This window comes from Duganella sp. GW822-FHT06D06, from assembly GCF_058799615.1.
On the sequence record NZ_JBXALQ010000004.1, the window covers coordinates 78,804 to 93,106 of the forward strand.

A 14,303-nucleotide genomic window follows, 5' to 3' on the forward strand; every position below is an offset into this window, starting at 1 on the left:
ATGTAGAATAGTGGATTGCATTGTCACGAACCCGAGCCAGCCATGCGCCTCACCTCCTTCACCGACTACTCCCTGCGGACCTTGCTGTACCTTAGCGCCCACCGGGACCGGCTGGTCACGATCCAGGACATCGCCGACATGCACTCGATCTCCAAGAACCACCTGATGAAGGTGGTTTATCAGCTGGGGCAGTCGGGATTGGTGGAGACGGTACGGGGCCGCAACGGCGGCCTGCGGCTGGCGAAGGAACCCAAGGACATCAACATCGGCGCGCTGGTGCGGGCGACGGAGACCGACTTCTTCATGGCCGAATGCTTCGACCGTGAAACCGACACCTGCCCGCTGACGCCCAACTGCGCGCTGAAGCACACGCTGAACGACGCCACCAAGGCCTTCCTGGCCGTGCTGGATCGACAAACGCTGCAAGACATGCTGCCGCAGGCCGCGCCCGACGCGGCCAAGCCGGTGCGCATCGTGCGCGGCGCCGCTACCAAGTAGCGCTAGGCCGCGTCCTGCCGCAACCGCGGCAGCGACGCCATCAGATCCGAAAACCGCTGCCCCTGTATCATCACGTGCTCGCGCAACAGGCGCGCCGCCAGGTCGCCGTCGCCATTGACGATGGCCTGCACCACGCCGTCATGCTCGTGATAGGACGTGGCCAGGCGGTCGCGCACACGCAACTGCAAGCGGCGGTACGGCCGCAGGCGCCGGTACAGATTGCGCGTCTGCTCGATCAGGAACTGGTTATGGCTGCCGGCGTAGATCGCCTCATGGAATAACTCGTTCTTGTAGTAATAGACATCCGGCTCGTGCGCGTCGCGCGCATCCTGGCAGGCCTGGTGCGCCGCCAACAAGGCCTGCTGCTCTTCGGGCGTCATGCGCCGCGCCGCCAGGCGGCCGCAGGTCGCCTCCAGTTCCGACATCACCTCGAACATCTCCACCAGCTGCTGCGGCCCCAATTCCGCGACGATGGCGCCGCGCCTTGGGCGTATCACCACCAGTCCCATGGAGGCCAGCTGTATCAGCGTTTCCCGCACCGGCGTGCGCGATACGCCGAAGCGCGTGGCCAGCTCGGTCTCGTCGAGGTGCTGGCCCGGTTTGAGCTCGCCGACGGCGATCATCTCTTCTATTTGTTCGCGCAGCGTGGCGGAATGGGTGGTCATGGTGTTCTTTTCAGCCTTGTGTATAACAAGCTTCATTATAGGCAGTAAATTTAGCTTGACAATGTATTCCAACAAGATATTCTTGTATACACAAAAAAGAACGTTGCATATTTGACCCACCTTGGAGGAATTATGAGCGCAATCACCCGCAGGTCCGTACTGGCCGCCCTGGCCGCCAGCCCGTTGTTACTGCAACCGGCATGGGCGCAGAACACCACCCTCAAGATTTCGCACCAATTCCCCGGCGGGACGGTGACCGAGGGCGATTTCCGCGACCGGCTGACCCGCATGTTCGCGGCCGAGGTGGAGAAACGCAGCAAGGGCAGCCTCAAATTCGAGATCTATCCGGGTTCCTCGCTGATGAAGACCAACGCCCAGTTCTCGGCCATGCGCAAGGGCGCGCTGGATATGTCGCTGGTGCCGCTGTCGTATGCGGGCGGCGAAGTCCCGGAAGTGAACATCGGCCTGATGCCCGGCCTGGTGACCTCCTACGAGCAGGCCTACGGCTGGAAGAACGCTGAAGTAGGCAAGGAGTTGAGCCGCATCCTGAACGACAAAGGCATCGTGCTGATTAGCTGGATCTGGCAGGCCGGGGGCGTGGCCTCGCGCACCAAGCCGGTGATCGACCCGGACGACGTCAAAGGCATGAAGATACGCGGCGGCTCGCGCGAGATGGACCTGATCCTCAAGGCCGCCGGCGCCGCCGTGGTGTCGCTGCCGTCCAACGAAATCTACGCCGCCATGCAGACCGGCGCGATGGAAGCGGCGCTGACCTCCTCCACCTCGCTGATCTCGTTCCGCCTGGAAGAAGTATCGAAGGCGCTGACCACCGGCCGCGCTGGCGCCTACTGGTTCATGTTCGAGCCGCTGATGATGTCCAAGGCCATCTTCGACCGTCTGACGAAAGAACAGCAAGCCACCATCATGGCCGTCGGCGCCGAGATGGAGACCTTTGCGCTGAACTCCGCCAAGGCCGACGACTCGGAAGTGGCCAACGTCTACGCCAAGGCCAAGGCCAAGGTGGTCGACCTGAATCCAGCCGCGCTGAAAAAATGGCAAACCATCGCCCGCGCCACCGCGTGGAAGGACTACGGCGAACGCAATGAAAGCTGCGCCAAGCTGCTGAAACTGGCCGAGAAAACGCTATGAGCCACGGCATAGAGCTGGAGCCGCCGCGCGCCGCGGCGCCGCCGGACAACGCCATCGTCGCGATGGCGATGGCACTGGTGGGCAGGCTCAATCACGCGCTGATGATGGTGTCCATGGTGGCGCTGGTGCTGACGGCGTTCGTGCTGACCTACTCGGTGGTGTCGCGCTACTTCTTCCATGCGCCCACCGACTGGCAAGATGAAGCGTCGGTATTCATGCTGGTCGGAGTGACCTTCTTCTGCACCGCTTTCGTGCAATCGCAGCGCGGCCATATCGGCATCGAGGCGCTGGCATCGCTGCTGCCGCCGCGCGTGAATGCGGCGCGGCTGTTCATGGTGGACCTGGTGTCGGCGCTGTTCTGCGCCTTCTTCTCGTGGAAATCGTGGACGCTGTTCCACGAAGCCTGGGTCGACGGCCAGACCACCTCCTCCACCTTCGCGCCGCCGCTGTGGATACCCTACGCCATGATGGCCGCCGGGATGAGCATCCTCACGCTGCAAATCGTGCTGCAAACGCTGGCACGTATGACCAACAAAACGGAGCGCGCGGCATGAGCGACCTGACTCTAGGCGCCCTGTACGGCGCCGTTACCCTGGTGGTGATGTTCTCCGGGATGCCGATCGCCTTCGCTTTGGGCGTAGTGGCCACCGGCTTCATGTACTTCTGCATGCCACCCTCCTCGCTCGACACGATCACCCAGAACGTGTACGAGGAAATGGCGTCGATCACGCTGCTGTCCATCCCCCTGTTCATCCTGAAGGGTGCGGCCATCGGCAAATCCCCTGCCGGCAAGGACTTATACTCCGCGATCCACACCTGGATGCACAAGATACCGGGCGGCCTGGGTATCGCCAACGTGTTCGCCTGCGCGCTGTTCGCGGCGATGGCCGGTTCGTCGCCCGCCACCTGCTCGGCCATCGGCTCGGCCGGCATTCCGGAGATGCGCCGCCGCGGCTACTCGCCTGGTTTCGCGGCCGGCATCATCGCCGCCGGCGGCACGCTGGGCATTTTGCTGCCGCCGTCGATCACCATGATCCTGTACGCGGTCGCCGCCGAGCAGTCGCTGGGCCGTCTGTTCCTGGCCGGCATCGGCCCCGGGGTGCTGCTGGTGCTGCTGTTTGCCGGCTACGCGGTCTACCGCGCGCACAAGGAATACAAGGCCGCGCTGGTCATCTACGAACAGGGCGGCGCCAAGTCGGCCTACCTGGAAGACGAACACTTCACGCTGGCGCAGAAGGTGGAAATGCTGCCGCGCGTGCTGCCCTTCATCATCCTGCTGATCGGCGTGATGATCGCGCTGTACGGCGGCTTCGCCACCCCGTCCGAAACGGCGGGCCTGGGCGCGCTGCTGGCGCTGGTGCTGCTGGCCGTGATCTACGGCGTGTGGCGGCCCAAGGATCTGTCGCCCATCCTCAGCTCATCGATCAAGGAATCGACGATGCTGTTGCTGATCATCGGCATGTCGCTGTTCTACTCGTATGTGATGAGCTACCTGCACATCAGCCAGTCCGCCGCCGCGTGGGTGGTCAGCCTGCACCTGTCGAAGTGGCTGCTGCTGTCGGTGATCCTGCTGATGGTGATCGTGTTCGGCTTCTTCCTGCCGCCGGTTTCGATTATCCTGATGACCGCGCCCATCATCCTGCCGCCGCTGAAGGCCGCCGGCTTTGACCTGATCTGGTTCGGCATCGTCATGACGGTGGTGATGGAGATGGGCCTGATCCACCCGCCGGTGGGCTTGAACATCTTCGTCATCAAGAATATCGCGCCCGACATCCCGCTCAAGGATGTGGTGTGGGGCGTGTTCCCCTTCCTGATCCTGATGTTCGTGGCGGTGGTGTTATTGTGCCTCATTCCGTCCATCGCGACCGGACTGCCAGACATGATCATGGGAGCAAAGTAAATGAACTGGAACACCCTTCGGGACAACCGCGATGCGCGCTTGCAGCGGGCGCGCAGCGCATTGGGCAATGAACTGGACGGCAAAACCCTGCCATCCGCCCGCATCGCCGACCTGCTGCACACGGTGCTGGAATGCGGCGACCGCGTCTGCCTCGAAGGGAACAACCAGAAGCAGGCCGACTTCCTCGGCCACGCGCTGGCCAACCTGAACCCGGAGCGCATCAACAACCTGCACATGCTGCAGTCGGTGCTGGCGCTGCCGGAGCATCTGGACGTGTTCGATCGCGGCGTCGCCTCGAAGCTGGACTTCTCATTCTCCGGCCCGCAGGCGGCGCGCGTGGCGCGGCTGGCTTCCGCCGGCAAACTGAATATCGGCGCGATCCACACCTATCTGGAGCTGTTCAGCCGCTACTTCATCGACCTGCCGCCGCGCGTCTGCCTGATCGCGGCGGAGGCGGCGGACCGCCACGGCAATCTGTACACCGGCCCGAACACCGAGGACACGCCGGCCATCGTCGAAGCGACGGCGTTCAAGCAGGGCATCGTCATCGTGCAGGTCAACCGCATCGTCGACACCGTGCCGCGTGTCGACATTCCGGGCGACTGGGTCGATTTCGTCGTGCAGTCGCCACGCCCCTACTACATCGAGCCGCTGTTTACGCGCGATCCGGCGCAGATCTCCGAGATCCAGGTGCTGATGGCGATGATGGCGATCAAGGGCATCTACGCCGAATACGGCGTGCAGCGCCTGAACCATGGCATCGGCTTCGACACCGCCGCCATCGAGCTGCTGCTGCCGACCTACGCCGAGTCGCTGGGCCTGCGCGGCAAGATCGGCAAGCACTGGGCGCTCAATCCGCATCCGGCGCTGATCCCGGCGATTGAAGCGGGCTTTGTGCAGTCGGTGCATTCCTTCGGCTCGGAGCTGGGCATGGAGGACTACATCCACGCGCGGCCGGACGTCTTCGCCATCGGCCCGGACGGCACCATGCGCAGCAACCGCGCCATGTGCCAGGCCGCCGGCCACTACGCCTGCGACATGTTCATCGGCTCGACGCTGCAGATCGATTTGCAGGGCAATTCGTCGACCGCCACCGCCGGCCGCATTTCCGGCTTCGGCGGCGCCTCCAACATGGGCGCCGACGCGCGTGGACGGCGCCACGCCAGCCCGGCGTGGCTGAAGGCCGGCCAGCAGGCGCGCGAAGGCCGCAACACCATTCCGCGCGGCCAGAAGCTGGTGGTGCAGATGGTGGAGACCTTCCGCGAACATATGCAGCCGGCCTTCGTCGAAAAGCTCGACGCGTGGGAGCTGATGGAACAGGCCAAGATGGCGATCCCGCCGGTGATGATCTACGGCGACGACGTCAGCCACATCCTGACCGAGGAAGGCATCGCCAACCTGCTGATGTGCCGCACCGACGAGGAACGCGAGCAGGCCATACGCGGCGTGGCGGGCTACACGCCGGTCGGCCTTGCGCGCGACAAGCGGATGGTGGAAAACCTGCGCGATCGCGGTATCATCCAACGCGCGGAAGATCTCGGCGTCGACAAGCGCATGGCCACGCGCGACCTGCTGGCCGCCCGCAATATGAAAGACCTGGTGCGCGCATCGGGCGGTTTGTACCAGCCGCCCAAGCGTTTCCGCAACTGGTAAGGAGCCTGACTATGGAAACACTGAACTACCGATTTGAACAAGGCACGCAGCGGTTGAAAGCGTCGCCGCACGTGGTGGGCGTGGTCGGCTCCGGCAACCTGGAAGTGCTGATCGAACCGGCCGACCTGGCCGGCGCCTGCACCATCGAGATCACCACCGCCGCCGTCGGCTTCGGACCGATCTGGCAGGCGGTGATGCACGATTTCCACCAGCGCTGGAAGCTTGCCGACACCCGCATCTCGATCAACGACATGGGCGCCACGCCCGCCGTCGTCAGCCTGCGCATGGACCAGGCGGTGCAGACCATGCTGGGAGTGTCCCGATGAGCCGAGCATCCAGCTACCAGGAAGCGAACGCGCGCGAACGATTGCAGCAGCTGTTCGACCCGGACAGCTTTGCAGAGTTCCTGCCGCCGTCGGAGCGCATCGTCAGTCCCCATCTGGGCCAGTTGAACGCGCCGGTGGCGTTTGACGACGGCGTCGCGGTGGGCCGCGCGACGCTGGACGGCGTCACCGTCTACACGGCGGCGCAGGAAGGTGGCTTCATGGGCGGCGCGGTCGGCGAGGTGCATGGCGCCAAGCTGGTCGGCCTGCTGCGGCGCGCGGTGCGCGACCACGTTGCGGCCGTGCTGCTGCTGGTGGAATCGGGCGGCGTACGCCTGCATGAAGCCAACGCCGGCCTGATCGCGGTGTCCGAAGTGATGCGCGCGCTGCTCGATACGCGCGCCGCCGGCATCCCCGTGATCGTGCTGGTGGGTGGTTCGAACGGCGCCTTTGGCGGCATGGGCATCGTCTCGCGCTGCGCCAACGTGGTGGTGATGTCGGAGGAAGGCCGGCTGGCGATGTCCGGCCCGGAAGTGATCGAGACCGCCAGCGGTGTCGAGGAATTCGACTCGCGCGACCGCGCACTGGTGTGGCGCACCGCAGGCGGCAAACATCGTTACCTGATGGGCGATTGCCAGCGCATCGTGGCCGACGACATCGCCGCCTTCCGCGCAGCCGCGCGCGACGCGATGGCCGCGCTGACCGGCACGCCGGTGGAGCTCACGCTGGAAGCGCTGGAAGCCGAACAGCAGATGCTGGACGACCGCATTACCCGCTTCGGCGCCCTCACCGATCCGGTCGATATCTGGAGCGCGATGCAGATCCCCGACGCGGCCAATGTTCCGATGCTCGATGTGGAGAGTTTTATCACGGTCGCCGACAAGCGCCGCATGGGAGCCTAAGGTGGATCACAAAAAAATGGACTGGAAAAAACTGGCGGACACGCTGTTCCCGCAGGGGCATGCCATCGTCGAGCAGAACGACTTCCTGTGCGGCAGCGCAAAGGTGGACGGACAAGCGGTGGCGGTGATCGGCACCACGGCCCACACGCCGATCGGCGTGGAGATAGCGCTGGCGCAGGCCAAGGCGATCCTGCGCACGGTGCGCGAATTCCCCGGCATGCCGATACTGATGCTGGTCGATACGCAGGGCCAGCGCCTGCGCCATCGCGATGAGATGTTGGGCATCAACAGCTACATGGCGCACCTCGGAAAATGCGTGGACCTGGCGCGGCGCAAAGGCCACAAAATCATCGGCCTGGTGTACGACCAGGCGCTGTCGGGTGGGTTCATCACCAGCGGCCTGATGGCCGACGCCTGCTACGCCCTACCCGATGCCACCATCCGCGTCATGGGTTTGCCGGCAATGGCGCGCATCACCAAGGTTTCGGAAGAACGCTTGACCGAGCTTGCGCAGAGCAATCCGGTGTTCGCGCCGGGACCGGAGAACTATCTGCGCATGGGCGGTCTGGAAGCGATCTGGGAAGGCGACCTGGCGGCGCATCTGCGTGCCGCGCTCGTGAGTCCGACCGACGGCGACCAGCGCAGCGCACTAGGACTCCAGCGCGGCGGACGGCGCTGGGCGCAGCCGGTGATCGATGCCGTGATGACTGATGGTCATGTACGCGTTGCCTGAATCGGAGCAAATGGTGCAGCCAGGGGCCGCCGCGCGCGGTCTTGAGCGGCATATGCTGGTCTGGCTTACCGAATTGGGCTGGCAGGCGGTCATGCATGCGGCGCAGCCGCAGCACAAGGCGGCGCTCACGCTCTGGCAAGGACAGGATTGGCCGGCCGTGGTGCGGCGCTTCGATATCGACGCGCAGCCGGACGAGCTTAGTCTCGGCCTGCCGCTGCCGCCGGACGAAGACACCGGCGAGAAGGTGCGCATCGCCTTGAGCGCGCAGATGACGGAGATCAGCCGGACATCACCGGCAGTGGAACTGCGGTCGGCGCTACGCTGCGCCGGCCCGTGGCGCGAGGCGTTGACAACGCTGGAGCGCGAGACGGAACATCTCCACCTGCGTATCTACGGTTCGATGGCGATGCAGGCGCTGACTGGCTTGCTGTACCTCACGCCAGCCTCGGATATCGACATCCTGTTTCATCCCCGTACCCTCGAAGAGTTGCATGACGGTGTTGCGCTGCTGTCGCGGCATGCGGCGCATGTGCCACTCGATGGCGAAATCGTATTCCCCGGCGGCCAGGCGGTATCGTGGAAGGAGTGGCGCATGGCGCTGGAAAATCCGGCGCGGGTGATCGTCAAGGAGCTGCACTCGGTACGCCTGGTCGATACCGCGTCGCTGATGACGACGTTGGAGTCTCGTTGATGCAAACCGTTCTCGCACCTGCGCGCCTGCGAACGCCGGCGATGATGAAGCCAGGCCTGAACCGCACGGCGCAGCACAACTTTGCGGGCGAGGTGGCCCGTCTGGCGCTTCGCAGCCTGCACGCCGAGCTTTGCCTGTATCCCAAGCCAGGGCTGGTGTCGCTGGTGGACACCGGCAGCCATGACGACATGGATGCACAGACCTTCATGCGCAGCCTGTTCTCTCTGCGCCACTACTTCAAGAAGATCTGCCTGGCAGGATTGAACGATGCGCCGTTCGCGCGGCTGAAACAGTTGGGCATCGACGCCGAAGCCGCGATGCTGAAGGCGACAGGTGGCGTCAACACGCATCGGGGCGCGATCTTCAGCCTCGGCCTGCTGTGCGCCACCGCCGGCCGCGCACGCGCGCAAGGAACGCCGTTGACGCCTGCCGCGCTGCGCGCCGCCATGTTGATACGCTGGGGCGAGGAACTGGCCATGCATGCAGCTCAAGCTACGGTCCCGCCATCAAGCCCGCCGTCGGCGCAACTCAGCAACGGCCTGCGCGTCGCGGCGCAATATGCCGTCAGCGGCGCGCGGGAAGAAGGCGCGCTCGGGCTGCCATCGGTGTTTGAAGTCGGCGTGCCGGCGCTGCAGGCCTCACGCGCGCGCGGCGCCAGCATGACGCATGCGCGCATCGACACGCTGTTCACGCTGATGGCCCGCATCAGCGATAGCAACGTCTATCACCGCGCCGGTCCGCAGGGCGCGCAGACCGTGCGCACGCACGCCCAACATTTCATCGATCTCGGCGGCACGGCCAACGCCGACTGGCGCGCGCAGGCGCTGGCCAGCCATCAGGCATTCGTCCAGCAGCGACTCTCGCCAGGCGGCGCGGCGGACCTGCTGGCGGCCAGCTGCCTGGTACACGCCATCGCCGCAATGGAGCGAGACGAGCGATGACCACGTCCTACGGCGCACTATCCCGCCTGCTCCTGCTCTGCCCCGGCCAGGGCGGACAGCATGCCGCGATGTTCGACCTGCCCCGCAGCAGTCCGGCCGGCGACACCGCCGCCAGTGCACTGCTGGCCGGGCTGGCGTTGGCCGACGATGCGGACATCTACGCCAACCGCAACGCCCAACCGCTGATCGTCGCCGCCACGCTGTCGATGTGGGCAGCAATACGCGAGTTCGCACCACAACCGGCGCTGGTGGCCGGCTACAGCATCGGCGAACTATCGGCCTACGGCGTCGCCGGCGCCCTCCCGCCTCAGACGGCGGTGCAGCTGGCCGCGCAACGCGCACAGTTGATGGACGACTGCGCCCGCGCCCTGCCCGGCCAGACGCTGATGGCGATCTCCGGCCTGGCGCTATCCCGCACCTCGACCCTGCTTGCCGAACACGCTTTTCACATGAGCATAGAAAATGGCGACGACACCTGTATCGCCGGCGGCCCGGCCGCAAGTGCGGAAGCGCTTGAGCAGGCGGCGCACGCAGCCGGCGGCCGCAGCTCACGCCTGCCGGTGGCAGTGGCCTCGCACACGCGCTACATGCAGGCCGCCGTTGCGCCCTTTGCCGCGGTCTTGCGGCAGACAGAATTCCAAGCGATGACCGCACCGGTACTGGCTGGCATCGGCGCGATGGCCGTCCACAGCAAAGCGCTGGCGGTAGACCAGCTCTCGCGCCAACTGGCGGAAACGATACACTGGGCCGCCTGCATGGACGCCGCCGCCGAAGCCGGCATCACCTACGCGCTGGAACTCGGTCCCGGCGCCGCGCTATCGCGCATGCTGCAAAGCCGCCACCCGCACATCAACACCCGTTCCGTGGCCGACTTCCGCACGCTGGACGGCATCCGAAAATGGCTGGAACGCGCCGCCGAATAAGCGGCGGCGATACGACTCAAGCGCGATTATTCTGCGTCGCCCAGGCCACGATATTGGACGCATCCATCGCGCCCGGCTGCCGCGCCACTTCACGCCCGCCCTTGAACAGCGCCAGCGTCGGAATACTCCGAATCGCGTAACGCGCCGCCAACTCCTGCGCCTCTTCCGTATTGAGCTTCACCACGCGGAACTGCGGCTCCAGCCGCTGCGTGGCCTGCGCGTAGAACGGCGCCATGGTCCTGCACGGCCCGCACCACGGCGCCCAGAAATCCACCAGCACCGGAATATCGCTGCGCTCGATATGCTTGAGGAAGCGGGCGGCCGACAACTCCAGCGGCTGCCCGGTGAACAGCGCCTTCTGGCACTTGCCGCACACCGGCTGCTGCGCCAGCTTGGCGGCGGGCACACGGTTCACGGCGTCGCAATGGGGGCAAACAATATGCAACGATTCAGGTTGCGCGGCGGCGGTATTCGTCATCTTTATCTCCAGGCTGCTTCAAGCCACCATGATAAAGCATGGACAAAAAAATTGCCGCGCAGCGCGATACCAGATCGCGGGCGCGGCGAAGACTAGAACCTATCGGTTCTGTCGTCGGTCTCAGGTTTCCTTGCGGGCGCCCGTTTGCTTGCTGGCTTGAGCAGCTTGAGCGGCAGTCTGGGCCTGGGAGGCTTGCCCACCTTGCAAATTGCCTTCGCGGCTTTCAACACCGTTCTGGCTGGCGCTCTGCATGGTCGAGCTGCCGCGCATTTCGTTGCCGCGCGATTGGCGCGTGCCGTCGCCGTGGCTGATGAACGGATCGGAGAAGCGTTCCACCGCATCCTGATGGCTGCGCAGCGTTTTTTCCGTTTCTTCCGACGTGACGCGGGCTACTTCATCGGCCAGTGCCTTGGCGGTGCGGCTGGTTTCCTGCACGTGCTCTTCCGCCACTTTGGACAGATCGACCTGGGTGTCGGCGGCGATGCGCGACAGGTGCTGCTGGTAGGCCCGCAGCTTCTCGGCCGTAGGTTGGGCATGGGCGGCGGCGGCGGCGATCGCCTCCGTCGGACGGTGCGCGGTAATGATTTGCTGGCCCGTCGTTGTGCTTTCTTCCAGCAAGGTTTGAGCCAATTGGATGTTCAGGTCGCTGTACTGTTGAACGGTACGGAACAGGGACTTCGACATGTCGTTAAAGAACGACAACTGGGCTTCCATATGGGTTTTGGCCGCTGGGGTGACAATTTGAGAAAATGGGTACATAGATGCCTCGAAAAGAAAGTAAAAGATGGCCTGGGGATGGTCGAACCGGTTTCGACGCCGCATCGCAGCGCGAATGCCAAGGCTACGTTAGACGGTTCCGCGACGTCTGATCTAGATCAAACGTGCGTTGCCGCTATCGCGGGAACTCTGCAAACCGGATTAATCCTAGGTCATCCCTTCTTCAGTTCCGCGCCGCCCGCCATTTCTCATGCCACAGGGCGATGGAGAACAGCACTATTCCCACGACCAACTCGCCCATGACCGAGGCCGCGTTGGCCGCGCCGCTGAGGCCTGCGATGTCGAGCGCCGGCACCTTGGCGGTCTGGCCGGCAACGTACATCAGGAACAGGAACAGCGCGAGGAAAGCCCGGCCGCTGCGACTGGTGCGCCCCAACAGCGTGGCGGCGGCCGACAAGGTGAACACGCCGGTGAACAAGGCGGCGGCGCGCAAGGGATCGGTAAGCAGCCAGCGCACCGCCACCGGCGCGCTGAACAGCAGCGCCAGCAGGCAAGCCCCCAGCATTTGCGCCATGAAGCGCCGCTCGACACCGCCCGGCGCCGCGCCGCTCATGGCGTCGACGTCGCTGCGGAAGTCACGCACGCTCAGCTCGCTGGCCAGGATGCCCCAGATCACCATGCCGGCCATCAGCCAGCTGCCCAGCATTGCGTTGCCGATCACGCAGCCGCCGATCAGCATCACCAGCAAGGCCGCGATGGCGGCGGGATTGGACACCAGCGCCAACCCGACCACGGCCAGCGCCTCGCCCCACACGCCGGGCACCCGCGCCGCCAGCGGAAACAGCGGCCGCGCCCACGCCGACAAGGGCCGCAGCAAACGGTTGACCAGCGCCAGCGGCGACCAGCGTCCGCCGCCGCCCGGAGCCACCTTGACGCGGTCCGGCGCATAGCGGTGGAACAGCGGCAGCGCCAGCAGCATAGGCAACAGCGCCAGCAGCGCGCAACCCACGCGGCTCAGCATCAGCGGCGTGCTCCACAAGGTATCGGGCAAGGTGATCGGCGCCAGCGACTCCTTGAAATCCGCGCCGCCGATGGCGAAGTTGGCCGTATCGACGCTGTTATGAAACGTCTGCAGCGAGCTGCTGATGCCGGAAAAATCGATCAGCAACCATGGCGACCAACCCTGCACGCCGAGCATCAGGGCGGCCGGTGCGCCGACCTGCGCGACGAACAGCACGAAGTACAGCACATCGCCGCCCTTGCCCATCAGCGGCGCCCATGATTCGCACAACAGCGCCAGGCTGGCCACCAGGAACACGGTAGGCAGCAACAGCAGGGCGTAGGTTTTCAGGTAGGCGTCCAGCTGTATCGGCCCGACGCCGCGCACCAGGTGCAGCACCAGGATGGTGGCCATGAAGATCAACAGCAGGCAGCAAAGATACGCCACGCTGCCCAGCCAGCGGCCGAACAGGAACACCGCATTGCCGACCGGCGCAGCCGCCAGCACCGGCGCCACGCCGCTGCGGACGTCCTCGCCCATGCGGCCGCGCACCAGGTAAAAGCCGGCGAGGCCGAACAGCAGCCCGGCCAGCAGCGCCGTGCCCAGCGCCAGGCAGCTGCTGGTGTACTCCACGCGCGCGCTGTCGATGGACATCAGCGTGTAGCCCCACTCGGGATCGCCGACCATCAGCCAGCTGACCGCGATCAGCCCCAGTACCGCAACCAGCGTGCCGGTGCGGCGCATGCGCAGCCGCACCTCGGTCAGCACCAGCAACTTCAATGCCAGCGCGTTCATGCCGCCGCTTCCTGCACAGCGTAGCGCTGCGTCATCAGCGCTTCTTCCAGTGTCGGCTCGGCCGGCACCGCGCCGGCGCATGGCGAGCTTGGATGGGCGATGCGCAGGTTGATGCCGTGTTCATTGCGCTGCGCCTGCAGCACCTGCACCTCGGCGCGCAAGGCTTCGTAGTGCTGCGCCTCCACCGTGACCGACCACACCTGGCTGCGAGCGCCGTGGACAAAACTGTCCGGCGTGTCGAAGGCCACCAGCCTACCCTTGTTCATGATGGCCAGGTGGCCCGCCATGTTCTCGATGTCGGACACGATGTGGGTCGACACGATCACCAGCTTGCGGAAACCGATCTCCGACAGCAGATGGCGGAAGCGCAGCCGCTCTTCGGGATCGAGGCCGGCGGTCGGCTCGTCGACGATCAGCACATCGGGATCGTTGAGCAACGCCTGGGCGATGCCGAGCCGGCGCCGCATGCCGCCCGAGAAGCCGGCCGCCTGGCGGTTTGCATGCTCGTGCAGGTTGACCATCTCCAGCAGCAGCCGCAAACGGGCCGGATCGCGCACGCCCTTCAGCGCCGCGAAGTACTGCAGGAATTCCAGTGCGGTCAGGTTCGGATACACGCCGAAGTCCTGCGGCAGAAAGCCCAGCCGCCCGCGGATCGCATCGGGCTTCTTCACGATGTCGGCGCCGTCGAACAGGATCTCGCCGCTGGTGGGTTTGGTCAGCGTGGCGATCATCTGCATCAGCGAAGTCTTGCCCGCGCCGTTATGGCCGATCAGGCCGACCACGCCGGCCGGAAGGTTCAAACTGACGTCGTCGACTGCCCGCACGTTCTTCGCATAAGATTTGACGACGTTACGTAATTCAAGCATGTACAAAGCGCTCCTGGAAATGAAAGCGGGGCCGCGCCAGCACCATGCCGGACCGGCCCCGCTTGCGGG

16 protein-coding genes are annotated in these 14,303 nt (G+C 65.2%); 11 read left to right on the forward strand and 5 right to left on the reverse strand.

Going from position 1 to position 14,303, the window contains the following annotated elements; genetic code table 11:
• Positions 1–42 precede the first annotated feature (42 nt).
• Positions 43–498 (forward strand): RrF2 family transcriptional regulator, encoded by a 456-nt coding sequence (locus AC1RMD_RS09120; protein WP_492925809.1) that lies wholly within the window; start codon positions 43–45, stop codon positions 496–498.
• Positions 499–500: 2 nt separating this feature from the next.
• On the opposite strand, the gene AC1RMD_RS09125 is transcribed toward AC1RMD_RS09120, so the two are convergent.
• The gene (locus AC1RMD_RS09125) at positions 501–1,163 is read right to left on the reverse strand and encodes a GntR family transcriptional regulator (RefSeq protein WP_492925811.1); all 663 of its coding nucleotides are present in this window, start codon (positions 1,161–1,163) and stop codon (positions 501–503) included.
• 132 nt (positions 1,164–1,295) lie between these two features.
• On the opposite strand from AC1RMD_RS09125, the gene AC1RMD_RS09130 reads away from it, so the two are divergent.
• The 10 genes from AC1RMD_RS09130 to AC1RMD_RS09175 are packed head-to-tail and all read left to right on the forward strand — an operon-like array spanning position 1,296 to position 10,378.
• Positions 1,296–2,312, forward strand: coding sequence for a TRAP transporter substrate-binding protein (locus AC1RMD_RS09130; protein WP_492925813.1), 1,017 nt, complete (start codon positions 1,296–1,298; stop codon positions 2,310–2,312).
• Positions 2,309–2,866, forward strand: coding sequence for a TRAP transporter small permease (locus AC1RMD_RS09135; RefSeq protein WP_492925815.1), 558 nt, complete (start codon positions 2,309–2,311; stop codon positions 2,864–2,866). The genes AC1RMD_RS09130 and AC1RMD_RS09135 overlap by 4 nt, the downstream gene beginning before the upstream one ends.
• Positions 2,863–4,212, forward strand: a complete 1,350-nt coding sequence (locus AC1RMD_RS09140; protein ID WP_492925817.1) for a TRAP transporter large permease — start codon at positions 2,863–2,865, stop codon at positions 4,210–4,212. Before AC1RMD_RS09135 ends, AC1RMD_RS09140 begins: the two co-directional genes overlap by 4 nt.
• Positions 4,213–5,865, forward strand: coding sequence for a malonate decarboxylase subunit alpha (gene mdcA / locus AC1RMD_RS09145; RefSeq protein WP_492925819.1), 1,653 nt, complete (start codon positions 4,213–4,215; stop codon positions 5,863–5,865).
• Positions 5,866–5,876: 11 nt separating this feature from the next.
• A complete protein-coding gene (gene mdcC, locus AC1RMD_RS09150) occupies positions 5,877–6,191 on the forward strand; it encodes a malonate decarboxylase acyl carrier protein (RefSeq protein ID WP_492925821.1) in 315 nt (104 codons plus the stop codon).
• Positions 6,188–7,090, forward strand: coding sequence for a biotin-independent malonate decarboxylase subunit beta (locus tag AC1RMD_RS09155; protein WP_492925823.1), 903 nt, complete (start codon positions 6,188–6,190; stop codon positions 7,088–7,090). The genes mdcC and AC1RMD_RS09155 overlap by 4 nt, the downstream gene beginning before the upstream one ends.
• A 16-nt stretch (positions 7,091–7,106) precedes the next feature.
• Positions 7,107–7,823: a biotin-independent malonate decarboxylase subunit gamma gene (gene mdcE, locus AC1RMD_RS09160; RefSeq protein WP_492926366.1), complete on the forward strand. Its 717-nt coding sequence runs from the start codon at positions 7,107–7,109 to the stop codon at positions 7,821–7,823.
• On the forward strand, positions 7,807–8,514 hold the full coding sequence (gene mdcG, locus AC1RMD_RS09165) for a malonate decarboxylase holo-[acyl-carrier-protein] synthase (protein WP_492925825.1): 708 nt from the start codon (positions 7,807–7,809) through the stop codon (positions 8,512–8,514). The genes mdcE and mdcG overlap by 17 nt, the downstream gene beginning before the upstream one ends.
• Positions 8,514–9,455: a triphosphoribosyl-dephospho-CoA synthase MdcB gene (mdcB, locus tag AC1RMD_RS09170; RefSeq protein ID WP_492925827.1), complete on the forward strand. Its 942-nt coding sequence runs from the start codon at positions 8,514–8,516 to the stop codon at positions 9,453–9,455. The genes mdcG and mdcB overlap by 1 nt, the downstream gene beginning before the upstream one ends.
• Complete coding sequence (locus AC1RMD_RS09175) at positions 9,452–10,378, forward strand: ACP S-malonyltransferase (protein WP_492925829.1); 927 nt, start codon at positions 9,452–9,454, stop codon at positions 10,376–10,378. Before mdcB ends, AC1RMD_RS09175 begins: the two co-directional genes overlap by 4 nt.
• A gap of 16 nt (positions 10,379–10,394) precedes the next feature.
• Here the strand turns inward: AC1RMD_RS09175 and trxC are convergent, their stop codons facing one another.
• The 4 genes from trxC to AC1RMD_RS09195 all read right to left on the reverse strand — a co-directional run bounded on the left by trxC (position 10,395) and on the right by AC1RMD_RS09195 (position 14,234).
• Positions 10,395–10,856: a thioredoxin TrxC gene (gene trxC, locus AC1RMD_RS09180; protein WP_492925831.1), complete on the reverse strand. Its 462-nt coding sequence runs from the start codon at positions 10,854–10,856 to the stop codon at positions 10,395–10,397.
• A 120-nt stretch (positions 10,857–10,976) separates the two neighbouring features.
• The gene (locus AC1RMD_RS09185; RefSeq protein WP_492925833.1) at positions 10,977–11,678 is read right to left on the reverse strand and encodes a phasin family protein; all 702 of its coding nucleotides are present in this window, start codon (positions 11,676–11,678) and stop codon (positions 10,977–10,979) included.
• Between the two features lie 118 nt (positions 11,679–11,796).
• Positions 11,797–13,368, reverse strand: a complete 1,572-nt coding sequence (locus tag AC1RMD_RS09190; RefSeq protein ID WP_492925835.1) for a hypothetical protein — start codon at positions 13,366–13,368, stop codon at positions 11,797–11,799.
• Entirely contained in the window at positions 13,365–14,234 is an 870-nt protein-coding gene (locus AC1RMD_RS09195; protein ID WP_492925837.1) for an ABC transporter ATP-binding protein, read from the reverse strand. Before AC1RMD_RS09195 ends, AC1RMD_RS09190 begins: the two co-directional genes overlap by 4 nt.
• Positions 14,235–14,303: the final 69 nt, after the last annotated feature.